This window comes from Mesorhizobium sp. M0514, from assembly GCF_040321145.1.
In the GTDB taxonomy this organism is placed as follows: Bacteria; Pseudomonadota; Alphaproteobacteria; order Rhizobiales; family Rhizobiaceae; genus Mesorhizobium.
The window spans coordinates 13,209-24,549 of the sequence record NZ_JAMYQZ010000001.1 but is presented as its reverse complement, the minus strand read 5'-3'; the positions used below and the strand labels follow the sequence as shown (position 1 = coordinate 24,549).

Here is an 11,341-nt window from a genome sequence, read left to right as displayed (position 1 = left end):
CAAGGTCCGTTTAAAGTCGCGGCGGGATTTTGGGTCCCGCCGCGCTTGGTCCGAGACGTCCGAGATCAATAGATCTTGGAGAACTTTTCGATGTTGGACTTGTCGAACTGGAAGGGCGGAGCCATCGCAGCCGAGTTGCTGTCATCGAGCGTGACCTTGCCGACGCGGCCGATCGACAGCGTTGCGCCCGGCTTTGCCTCTTCCTTCTTCACCGCCAGATCATGAGCGAGGTAGACGGCGGAGTAGCCGAGGTCGATCGGATTCCAGAGGGCAACCGCATGGCTGGAACCGTTGTCGATGAACTTCTTGAACTCCGACGGCAGCGCCAGACCCGTGACATTGACCTTGCCGATCAGATTCGCGTCGGTGACGACCTGGGCAGCGGCAACGACGCCGACGGTGGTCGGCGCGATGATCGCCTTGAGGTTCGGATAGGATTTCAGCAGGCCCTTGGCTTCGTCGGTGCTCTTGGCCGAATCGTCATCGCCATAGACGGTGGCGACGAGTTTGATCTTGGGGAATTTCTCCGGCAGGATCTTCTTGGCCGCGTCGATCCAGGCGTTCTGGTTGGTCGCGGTCGACGAAGCCGACAGAATGGCGACTTCGCCGCCTTCCGGCAGATAGTCGGCGGCCAGCTTGATGATGGTCTCGCCGATCAGGCCGGTGTCGGACGGGTTGAGATGCAGCTGGCGGCCTTCCTTGGCGACGCCCGAATCCCACGAGATGACGGTGATGCCGCGCTCCATGGCCTTCTTCAGCACCGGCACCAGCGCGTCAGCGTCATTGGCCGAAATCGCAATCGCGTTGACCTTCTGCGCGATCAGCGAATTGACCACTTCGATCTGCGCTTCGGCGGTCGCCTTGGTCGGGCCGGTGTAGATGATGTCGACATCGCCGAGTTCCTTGGCCGCCTCTTCGGCGCCCTTGTTGGCGGCGTCGAAGAAGCCGTTGCCGAGCGACTTCACCACCAGCGCGATCTTGACGTTCTCGGCATAAGCGGCATTCACGAACATGGCGGCCGAGAACGCGGCCGTCACCATCAATTTCTTCAGAAAGCTCATCGTATTTCCTCCCTTGAGCGTTGCATTCCATCGTCGCTGCGGTTGGCCTCAGGCCTGCAGCGAGGATTCTTCCTTTGCCGACTTGCGGGCGACGATCAGCGTCACACCCGCGGCCTCCAGCATGTTGGCTTCGCGATCCTCGATGCCGTCATCGGTAATGACGGCGGCGATGCGCTTCAGCCCGCACAGGATCAGGCTCGAGCGCTGGCGGAATTTCGATGAGTCGACCAGCACCACCAGTTCGTCGGCTTGGTCGATCAGTTTCTGCTCCGCCTGGATCAGCAGCGGGTCGCCTTCCATCAGGCCAAGTGGCCCCAGCCCTTGAGCGCCCATGAACATGCGGCGCGCGTAGAAATTGCGCGTCACGTCATTGTCGAAGGGCGAGAGGATGATGTTCTGCTCGCGGTAGATGGTGCCGCCCGACAGCATGACGGTGTTCTTCGAATGCTTGAGCAGGTGCTCGGCGATGGGGAACGAATTGGTGAAGATCGGCATGCGGCGTCCGGTCAGGAAATGCACCATCTGGAAGGTGGTGGTGCCGCCATTGATGATGATCGGCTCGCCGTCCTTGCACAGCTCCACCGCTTCGCGCGCAATCGCGCGCTTCTGCGAAGCATTGAGCGTTTCGTTGACGGAAAAGGGGCGGCCGGCGAGGCCGATGAACTGCGGTGGCGAGATCGCTTCGGCGCCGCCGCGCACGCGGCGCAGGCGCTTTTGCACATGAAGAGCCGCGATATCGCGCCGGATCGTCGCCTCGGAGGAGTCCGTCAGGTCGACCATCTCCTGCACCGTCACCACAGGCTTTTCCTGGACGGCGGACAGAATGATCCTGTGGCGCTCTTTTTCGTGCATGGTTCCTCCCTGCATGGTCATGAGGCACTAGAAAACCACCAGTGTCAATCATTTCCGCTCATATAATTTCATTGTGCAGTGCAATATGATCGATCTTGATCGTTTATGATTGACAACCGAGATGCTTGCGTAGACATTTCCGGCAAAATGGACCGCGCCTTTTGCGTCCCAGGGAGGATAATCATGCTCGACAAGCGCTCCGGCTCGCGCCTTGCCAACCTTTGGGACGATGCGAAAGCCAAGGGGCTGAGCGAGCCTGAGCTTCTGGTCTATCGCTCCAACACGCTCGGCTCCGACAAGCGTGTCACCAATTATGGCGGCGGCAACACCTCGTCCAAGATCCGGCAGAAGGACCCGCTCTCCGGCGCCGAAGTCGAAGTGCTATGGGTCAAGGGCTCGGGCGGCGACAGCGCCTCGATCAAGCTGGACGGTTTCGCCACGCTTTACATGGACAAACTGCAGGCGCTGAAAGGCCTCTATCGTGGCGTCGCGCATGAGGACGAGATGGTGGGCTATCTTCCCCACTGCACCTTCAACCTCAACCCGCGCGCGGCCTCGATCGACACGCCGCTGCACGCCTATGTGCCGAAGCCGTTCGTCGATCACATGCATCCCGATGCCATTATCGCGATTGCCGCGGCCAAGGATTCCAAGGCGTTGACCAAGGAGATATTCGGTGACGCTATCGGCTGGCTGCCGTGGAAGCGGCCGGGCTTCGAACTTGGCCTCTGGCTGGAGAAATTCTGCGTCGAACACCCCGAGGCCAAGGGCGTCATCCTCGAAAGCCACGGCTTGTTCACCTGGGGCGACACACCCAAGGAGTGCTATGAGACGACGATCTCGGTCATCAACCAGGCGATCGAATGGTTCGAGCGCCGCTCCGAGGGTCTCGCCATCTTCGGCGGCGAAGTCGTCAAATCGCTAGACGCCGCTGAGCGCCGCGCCATCGCGGCGAGACTGATGCCGAGGATCCGCGGCCTGATTTCGGAGAAGAGCCACAAGCTCGGCCATTTCGACGACTCCGCCGCCGTGCTCGAATTCGTCAACTCCAGGGATTTGCGCCCGCTGGCGGCACTCGGCACTTCATGCCCGGATCATTTCCTGCGCACAAAAATTCGCCCGCTGGTTATCGAGTTCGACCCAGCGAAGCCCGACGTCGAAGCCGTGATTGCGCGCCTCGCCGAGGATATTGCTGAGTACCGTGTCGGCTACCAGGCCTATTACGACAGCTGCAAGCATCCGGACTCGCCCCCGATCCGCGACCCCAATGCCGTGGCCTACCTGATGCCCGGCGTCGGCATGTTCACCTTCGCCGGCGACAAGGCCACCGCCCGCATCTCTGGCGAATTCTACGTCAACGCCATCAACGTCATGCGCGGAGCCTCGACCGTCTCGTCCTATGTCGGCCTGCCGGCGCAGGAGGCCTTCGACATCGAATACTGGCTGCTCGAGGATTTGAAGCTGCAGCGCGCGCCGAAGCCGAAGTCGCTCGCCGGCCAGATCGCGCTGGTCACCGGCGGCGCCGGCGGCATCGGCCGCGCCACCGCCAGCCGGCTGCTGCGCGAAGGCGCCTGCGTGGTGCTGGCCGATATCGACGAGGCCGCACTTGCCAGCGCCAATGACGAATTGGCGAAAGCCTATGGCAAGGACTTCGTCCGGCCGGTGCTGATCAACGTCACCGCGGAGGAGCAGGTGATTTCCGGCTTCGCCCAGACAGCCGTCGAGTTCGGCGGCATTGATATTCTCGTCTCCAATGCCGGTCTCGCCTCCTCGGCGCCGATCGAGGAGACGACGCTGGCGCTGTGGAACAAGAACATGGACATATTGTCGACCGGCTATTTCCTGGTCTCGCGCGAAGCCTTCCGGCTGTTCCGGGCCCAGAAGATCGGCGGCAATGTCGTCTTCGTCGCCTCCAAGAACGGTCTTGCCGCGTCACCCAACGCCGCCGCCTATTGCACCGCCAAGGCGGCCGAAATCCATCTCGCCCGCTGCCTGGCGCTGGAAGGCGCGGAAGCCCAGATCCGGGTCAACGTCGTCAATCCGGACGCCGTGCTGCGCGGTTCGAAGATCTGGACCGGCGAGTGGAAGGAACAGCGCGCCGCCGCCTACAAGATGTCGACCGACGATCTGGAAGAACACTACCGCTCGCGCTCGATGCTGAAGCGCTCGGTGTTTCCCGAAGACATTGCCGAAGCGATTTATTTCCTGGCGTCCGACATGTCGGCCAAATCCACCGGCAACATCATCAACGTCGACGCCGGCAACGCGCAGAGCTTTACGCGCTGAGTTAAGAGCGGAGCGCTTCTCTTCTCCCCGTCACTATAAGGGGAGAAGGTGGCCCGAAGGGCCGGATGAGGGGCAGCGCTGACTGAACGCATTGGGAGGAATAGCACTTGTCCGAAACCATCATCGCCGCCGATCTCGTCTCCAGCCACAACGCCCAGCGCAAACCCGACCTCGAGCGCGACTACGCCTCTCTCGGCGAACGCCTCGACCGCCGCGGCATCGCCATCGATGCCATCCGCGACAAGGTCGAGAAATTCACCGTCGCCATTCCGTCCTGGGGCGTCGGCACAGGCGGCACGCGGTTTGCCCGTTTTCCCGGCGCCGGCGAGCCGCGCGACATTTTCGACAAGATCGAGGACTGCGCCGTCATCAGCCAACTGACGCAGGCGACACCGACCGTCTCGTTGCACATCCCGTGGGACAAGGCCGATCCGAACCGGCTGAAGCAGGCGGCGTCGCGCTACGGCCTCGGCTTCGACGCCATGAACTCCAACACCTTTTCGGATGCCAGGGATCAGACGCTCTCCTACAAATTCGGCTCGCTTTCGCATGCCGATGCCGGCACGCGCCGCCAGGCCGTCGAGCACAATCTCGAATGCATCGAGATCGGCAAGATGCTGGGGTCCAGGGCGCTGACAGTGTGGATCGGCGACGGCTCGAATTTCCCCGGCCAGGTCAATTTCGCCAAAGCCTTCGAGCGCTATCTCGACGCCATGAAGGAGATCTATGCCGGACTGCCCGCCGACTGGAAACTGTTGACCGAACACAAAATGTACGAGCCGGCTTTCTACTCCACGGTCGTGCAGGACTGGGGCACCAATTACATGATCGCCAAGGAGCTGGGCGACAAGGCCTACTGCCTGGTCGACCTCGGCCACCATGCGCCCAACGTCAACATCGAGATGATCGTGTCGCGGCTGATCCAGTTCAAAAAACTGGGCGGCTTCCATTTCAACGATTCGAAGTATGGCGACGACGATCTCGATACCGGCTCGATCGATCCCTACCGGCTGTTCCTGGTCTTCAACGAACTGGTTGATGCAGAGCTTTCCGGCGCCGAGGGTTTCGATCCCGCCCACATGCTCGACCAGAGCCACAACGTCACCGACCCGATCGAAAGCCTGATGCTGTCGGCGGTCGAGGTGCAGCGCGCCTATGCGCAGGCGCTGCTGGTCGACCGCAAGGCGCTCGAGGGTTTCCAAGACGGCAATGACGCGCTGATGGCGACGCAGACGCTGAAAGCTGCCTACCGCACCGATGTCGAGCCGATCCTTGCCCTGGCGCGGCTGAACACAGGCGGCGCCATTGCTCCAGTCGCCGCATATCGCGCGGCGGGCTACCGGGCGAAGGTCGCGGCGGAACGGCCGGCGGTTGTGGGCGGTTCAGGCGGGATTGTTTGAGATTGGCTAATCTCCACCACAGGGGGGGAGATTAGCGTGCCTCTGCCGGCAGGCGAACACCAATATGTGTTCGCTCATATTGATGATGGACTCGGCCGCTCCATGTAGCTCTTCTAGGCACACCGCACTTGGAGCACCGCCATGCCCTTGACCCGCCGGACGCTGATTGGCGTCACCCTTTCGCTCGCAATTGCGCTCGCGCCATCCGGCGCGCTCCATTCCGCCTCGCCTCAACCGGCGAAGGGCGAGCACGGCATGGTCGTCACCGCCCAGCATCTGGCGTCGGAAGCCGGCGTCGAGGTGCTGAAGAAGGGCGGCAATGCCGTCGATGCGGCGGTCGCCGTCGGCTATGCGCTCGCCGTCGTCTACCCCAATGCCGGCAATATCGGCGGTGGCGGGTTCATGACCATCCGCTTCAAGGACGGCAAATCGACCTTCCTCGATTTCCGCGAGCGCGCGCCGCTGGCGGCAACCAAGACCATGTATCTCGACAAGGACGGCAATCCGGTGAAGGGCGCCAGCCTCGACGGCTATCTCGCGGTCGGCGTGCCTGGCTCCGTCGCCGGCTTCGAGATGGCTCGCGAAAAATATGGCACGCTGCCACGCCAGGATTTAATGGCGCCGGCAATTGCCTATGCCAAGGATGGCTTCATCCTCGACCAGGGTGACGCCGCTTCATTCGCAAGCAATGCCGCACGACTGGCGAAGGACCCTGCCGCCGCCGCCATCTTCCTGAAGCCGGACGGCAAACCCTATGGCGCCGGCGAGCGTCTCCTCCAGCCCGATCTTGCAGCCTCGCTCGCCGCCATCTCCGAAAAAGGCGCCGACGCCTTCTACAAAGGCGCCATCGCCGACACCATCGTCAAGGCGAGCGGCGCCAGGGGCGGCATTCTGGCCAAGGCAGACTTCGAGCAATATAAGGTACGCGAGCTGCAACCGGTGAGCTGCACCTATCGCGGTTACGAGATCGTCTCTTCGCCGCCGCCAAGCTCGGGCGGCGTCATCATCTGTGAAATCCTCAACGTGCTGGAGGGCTACCCGCTGTCCTATCTCGGCGCGGGCTCGGCCGAGACGGTGCATGTCATGGTCGAGGCGATGCGTTACGCCTATGTGGACCGCAACTCGGCGCTCGGCGATCCCGATTTCGTCGACAATCCGGTCTCGAAACTGCTCGACAAGGGTTACGCCAAGGAGATCCGCGACAAGATCGACCCGTTCCGCGCCGGCGTCTCGCAGGATTTGATGCCGAAGGGCTTCGGCGAGTCGAAGGAAACGACGCACTATTCAATCATCGACGATGACGGCAATGCGGTCGCGGTCACTTATACGCTGAACGGCTCGTTCGGCGCCGGCGTGGTCGCGGACGGAAGCGGCATCCTGCTCAACAACGAGATGGATGATTTCACCCAGAAGCCTGGCGTGCCCAACCTCTACGGTCTCGTGCAGGGAGAGGCCAATGCCATCCAGCCGAAGAAGACGCCGCTGTCATCGATGAGCCCGACCATCGTCGCCAAGGACGGCAAGCCGTTCATGGTTATCGGCAGCCCCGGCGGCTCGCGCATCATCACCATCACGCTGGAAGCCATCGTCAACGTCATCGACCACGGCATGAACATCCAGGAGGCGATCGACGCATCGCGCATCCACCATCAATGGCTGCCCGACACGATCTATGTCGAACCGTTCGGCCTGTCGCCCGACGCTGAAAAACTGCTGGCCGGCATGGGCTACCACCTCGATCTCGCGGATTCTACCTGGGGTCAGGCTGCCGGCATTCTTGTCGGCGGCAAGAGCCTGGCGGAAATCGAGAAGGGCGGCGGCGCCCGTTACAACGGCGCCATCGACAGCCGCGCCGCATCCGGCGAGGCGATTGGCTACTGATCAAAACAAGAGATTGATCAGAGGACGAGCGTAAGCGTCGACCCGACGAGCATCAGCGCCGCGATCACGACGAACGCCGCGTAGATGCGGGGACGGTCGAGGAGCAGCGCATTGCCCGATATCCAGGCCGCGGTTGCGCCGCCAAGCGCAAACAGGAAGCCGTTGCGGTGACCAAAGGTCATGGAAGCGGCCATCAGCCCACCAATGATCAGCGCGCCGAAGACGATGATCACGGCAACGGCGTATTTCTCGAAGTCGTTGCCGCCGCCCATGGCCGGGCCGATCGCGTTCAAATTCGTCAGATCGTCCGGATCGAACGGGTTGGTCGATCCATATTCATCTTGACCGACAGGTTCTCGCATCATTCATTCTCCGCTGACCGGCAACAAATCATCAACATCTGCCGAGCGCAACCGGATCGCGCCGTGCCGAAGGCCGCCGATGCGGTCTTCAACACTTTCTGATGCCGACTTGCCACGGTTTTTTTGCGCCGGTTCACAATATCTACCCTGCTTTCGGTTCCACAGGCCTGAATTACCTGGAAAATGAATTACCTGGAAAAATCGCTGCGCACGATGCCGTGCCGCTGCAGCTTGTCGTAGAAGGTCTTGCGCGGAATGCCGAGCGCTTCGATCGTGCGCCGGACATCGCCGTCATTGCGGCCAAGTGCCTCGCGGATGACATCGGCCTCATAGCGTTCCAGCCGTTCCGGCAATGAACTGGCGTCATCCGGCACCGCCGATGCGGCAGGTGGCGCTTGCGCCGCTTCCTCCAGTCCCAGCACGAAACGCTCCGCGAAATGCGCGAGTTCACGCACATTGCCCGGCCAGTCGTGCTGGCTCAGATGGCGGTGCACTGAGGCAGGCACGGCTGGCATTTGCCGGCGGAAGCGGGCGGCTGCACGCTCGGCGAAGTAGAAGAACAGCAGGGCGACGTCGTCGCGGCGTTCGCGCAGCGGCGGGATCGAGATCGTCACCACATTGAGCCGGTAGTAGAGATCCTCGCGGAAGGCGCCGCGCCGGCTGGCATCGCCGAGATCGACCTTGGCGGCGGCGACGACGCGCAGGTCGACCGGGCGGATTTCATTGGTGCCGAGCGGCGTCACCTCGCGCATTTCCAGCACCCGCAGCATCTGCACCTGGGTCGAGGCCGGCATGCTTTCGATCTCGTCGAGAAACAGCGTGCCGCCGCTCGAATGCTCGATGCGGCCGATGCGCTTCTTCTGTGCGCCGGTGAAGGCGCCGGCCTCATGGCCGAACAGTTCGCTTTCGATCACCGTGTCCGGCAGCGTGCCGCAATTCAGCGCCACGAAATTGCCCCTAGCGCGGCGGCTCCAGCGATGCAGCAGGCTCGCCACCACCTCCTTGCCGGAGCCGGTCTCGCCGGTCACCAGAACGTCGACATCGGTATCGGCGATTTGCCGCAGCGTCCGGCGCAATCGCTCCATCGCCGGCGTCTGCCCGATCAGCGGCAGGCCGTCCTGCGCCTGTTCGGCGCTTTTGCGCAAGGCGCGGTTCTCCATCACCAGCCGGCGCTTTTCCGCCGCCCGTGCCACACTTTGCGCCAGCCGGTCGGCGGCGAAGGGCTTGGTGATGAAGTCGTAGGCGCCATCCTTGATCGCCTTGACCGCAACCGCGATGTCGCCATGCCCGGTGACCAGGATGACCGGAATGTCGGCATCGAGCTGCAAGACGCGGTCGAAGAGCTGAAGGCCGTCAATGCCGGGCATGCGGATGTCGGACACCACCACGCCGGGAAAATTGGCGTCGAGCCCGGCCAGCGCCTCGTTCGCCACCGCAAAGGCCGAGACGGAAAAACCAGCGAGTTCCAGCGTCTGCCGCGTGGCCCTCAGCAATTCGCTGTCGTCGTCGATCAATACGACCGGTGCGGTGTCCATCATGCTGCCCTGGCGAGGTGAACGGTGAAGCGCGTGCCGTCTCTGCCGCTCGCCACCTCGATGCGTCCGCCATAGTCGGCGACGATGTCCTGCGAGATGACGAGGCCGAGCCCGAGGCCTTTTTCCTTCGAGGTGTTGAACGGCGTGAACAATGACTTGAGGATGGCAGGCGAAATGCCCGGCCCATTGTCGGCGACGGCAAGCGCCACGCCGTCGGCCGTCTCCTGGGCCGAAACCTCCACCCTGGCGCCGTCGCGGCCGTCCAGCGCTTCCAGCGCATTCTGGAACAGGTTGATCAGCACCTGTTCGAGCCGCAGCCGGTTGCCCATCACCTTGAGCGTTACCGGCGGCAGCGTGATATCGAGCGCGTCCAGCCGGCCGGCAAAGCGGCTTCTGAGCAGCACCACGGCGCCCTCGACGACGCCGCGCAGTTCGACCGGTTCGGCTGCCGTGCGCCCCTTGCGGGCAAAGACCTTCAACTCTTCGGTGATGCCGCCGATGCGCTCGGTCAGCGCGGCAATCGCGCCAAGGTTCTTCTCGGCCGAGGCGGTCTGCTTGCGCTCCAGGAACACACGCGCATTGTCGGCATAGGCGCGGATCGTTGCCACCGGCTGGTTGATCTCATGCGCGACGCCGGCGGCAACCTGGCCGAGGGTCGCAAGACGGTTCGCCTGCACCAGTTCCTGCTGCATGACCTGCAGCTTGGCTTCGGTGCTGCGATGATCGGTGATCTCGGCCTGCAGCCGGTCGCGCGCCAGGCTGAGGTCATGCGTACGCTCGACGACGCGGCGCTCGAGTTCGATGCGCGCCGCCTGTTCGGCGGCGATGCGCATCTGCGCCGACTGACGGCGCCACAGGAGATAGCCGGCCAGCGCCAGCAACGGCACCATGACGCCCAGCGCCAGCAGCCGCATCTCACGCACCGCAGCCGCGATCGGCGCTTCGACCGGCACGAGATAATCGAGCCGCCATGGCGTCGATTGGACCAGTGTCGAAAGCCTGAGATATTCGGCATCGCTGCCGCCCGGTGTTATCGCATGCACCATCGACACGTCAGGGCTCAATGCCTCGGGGCGTGTGATCGGCAAGGGGATCAGCGGCGCGTTGCCGAATTGCTGGCTGCTCCGGATGGCGGCAGCCACCGGGCCGGCCAGCGGCGCGGTGGTCATGAAGCGCCAGGACGGCACGCTGGTGATCAGCACGACGCCGTGGTCGTCGCTGACATAGGCCGGCCGGTTGGCCTCATGCCAGTCGGCTTCAAGCTGGTCGAATTCCATCTTGACGACGACGACGCCGAGCGGCGCCGCCGCATTGCCGACGCGCCGCGAAATGTAGAGGCCGGGGCGCTTGCTGGTGTTGCCCAGCGCAAAATATTCGGCCGTTCCGGATTGCATGGCGCCGGAGAAATAGGCGCGGAAACCGTAGTCGTTGCCGACGAAGCTGGTTGTTTCGCGCCAGTTGCTGGAGGCGATCGCAAACCCGTCGACGCCGGTGACGTAAAGCACCGAAGCCTTGGTGCCGGAGACCAGCCCTTCGAGCTTGCGGTTGAGCACGTCGATCGTGACAGCGCCCTTGTTCTGCAGGGCGTCGTGCACCTGCTGGTCCTCGGACAAGAGCAGCGGCAACGCCCGCGGGCTTTCCAGCACGGCGCGCAGCAGCGCAACCTTCAGATTGGCATCGGTGCGGCCTTGCGCCGCCAGTGCCGCGACCTCGGCGCGGCGCGCATAAAGGCCGGCGCCGGTGAGCGCCGTTACCACGATCACCAGCGCGATCGCCGCAAACAGCAGCCAGGCGCGACGCGCGCTTTTGCCGAGTTGCTCGGGCGTCGGCGACAGGACCGCGGCAGGGCGTTGCAACATTCCCTATTTGTGCATAATTTCGCACAAAGCACAATTCAATCATGCGGATGTCCGCACTTGAGGTTGAGCGGCATCAGCCTCGATCGGTCGAATACCCAACAAAAT

Annotated in this window: 8 protein-coding genes; 3 read left to right on the top strand and 5 right to left on the bottom strand. The window is 63.1% G+C overall.

All coding sequences use genetic code 11. The annotated features are described in order from the left end of the window. Positions 1-65: 65 nt before the first annotated feature. Both rhaS and NKI61_RS00125 read right to left on the bottom strand, forming a co-directional pair. Complete coding sequence (gene rhaS / locus NKI61_RS00130) at positions 66-1,061, bottom strand: rhamnose ABC transporter substrate-binding protein (RefSeq protein WP_352514537.1); 996 nt, start codon at positions 1,059-1,061, stop codon at positions 66-68. A 48-nt stretch (positions 1,062-1,109) separates the two neighbouring features. Beyond that, positions 1,110-1,913, bottom strand: coding sequence for a DeoR/GlpR family DNA-binding transcription regulator (locus NKI61_RS00125; protein WP_023750008.1), 804 nt, complete (start codon positions 1,911-1,913; stop codon positions 1,110-1,112). 183 nt (positions 1,914-2,096) lie between these two features. On the opposite strand from NKI61_RS00125, the gene NKI61_RS00120 reads away from it, so the two are divergent. From NKI61_RS00120 to ggt, 3 genes are all read left to right on the top strand, one after another. Further along, entirely contained in the window at positions 2,097-4,199 is a 2,103-nt protein-coding gene (locus NKI61_RS00120) for a bifunctional rhamnulose-1-phosphate aldolase/short-chain dehydrogenase (protein ID WP_352838625.1), read from the top strand. A 107-nt stretch (positions 4,200-4,306) separates the two neighbouring features. Continuing rightward, positions 4,307-5,599, top strand: coding sequence for an L-rhamnose catabolism isomerase (gene rhaI / locus NKI61_RS00115; RefSeq protein WP_352838624.1), 1,293 nt, complete (start codon positions 4,307-4,309; stop codon positions 5,597-5,599). Positions 5,600-5,740: 141 nt separating this feature from the next. Beyond that, the gene (ggt, locus tag NKI61_RS00110) at positions 5,741-7,480 is read left to right on the top strand and encodes a gamma-glutamyltransferase (protein WP_352838623.1); all 1,740 of its coding nucleotides are present in this window, start codon (positions 5,741-5,743) and stop codon (positions 7,478-7,480) included. A 17-nt stretch (positions 7,481-7,497) separates the two neighbouring features. Here the strand turns inward: ggt and NKI61_RS00105 are convergent, their stop codons facing one another. The 3 genes from NKI61_RS00105 to NKI61_RS00095 all read right to left on the bottom strand — a co-directional run bounded on the left by NKI61_RS00105 (position 7,498) and on the right by NKI61_RS00095 (position 11,236). Then, entirely contained in the window at positions 7,498-7,845 is a 348-nt protein-coding gene (locus NKI61_RS00105; RefSeq protein ID WP_032885862.1) for a hypothetical protein, read from the bottom strand. A 185-nt stretch (positions 7,846-8,030) separates the two neighbouring features. Then, on the bottom strand, positions 8,031-9,380 hold the full coding sequence (locus NKI61_RS00100) for a sigma-54-dependent transcriptional regulator (protein WP_352513616.1): 1,350 nt from the start codon (positions 9,378-9,380) through the stop codon (positions 8,031-8,033). After that, positions 9,377-11,236, bottom strand: a complete 1,860-nt coding sequence (locus NKI61_RS00095; protein ID WP_352623843.1) for a sensor histidine kinase — start codon at positions 11,234-11,236, stop codon at positions 9,377-9,379. Before NKI61_RS00095 ends, NKI61_RS00100 begins: the two co-directional genes overlap by 4 nt. Between the last annotated feature and the right edge of the window lie 105 nt (positions 11,237-11,341).